This window comes from Bacillus sp. GbtcB10 (genome assembly GCF_019091365.1).
In the GTDB taxonomy this organism is placed as follows: Bacteria; Bacillota; Bacilli; order Bacillales; family Bacillaceae; genus Bacillus; species Bacillus altitudinis.
Genome location: NZ_JAGXJP010000454.1, coordinates 1 through 230 on the forward strand (window position 1 = coordinate 1; position 230 = coordinate 230).

Here is a 230-nt window from a genome sequence, read left to right on the forward strand (position 1 = left end):
ACCAAAGGTGCCTCTGCAATACAAGCCAGGCACTCAGCATATTTATAGTGTTATTGATTACATGCTGTTAGGCATGATCATTGAGAAAAAAACCGGTATGCCACTTGATCAATATGTAGTGTCGACGATTTATCGACCGCTTGGTCTAAAACATACCATGTTCAATCCGCTGGAAAAGGGATTCAAGCCAAAGCATTTTGCAGCAACCGAGCGTCTAGGCAATACACGCG

1 protein-coding gene is annotated in these 230 nt (G+C 43.5%); it reads left to right on the plus strand.

Annotated elements, in window-relative coordinates; translation table 11 throughout:
* Nucleotides 1-230: serine hydrolase (locus tag KVT11_RS20815; RefSeq protein ID WP_217609239.1), on the plus strand; the 230-nt coding region annotated here is incomplete at both ends.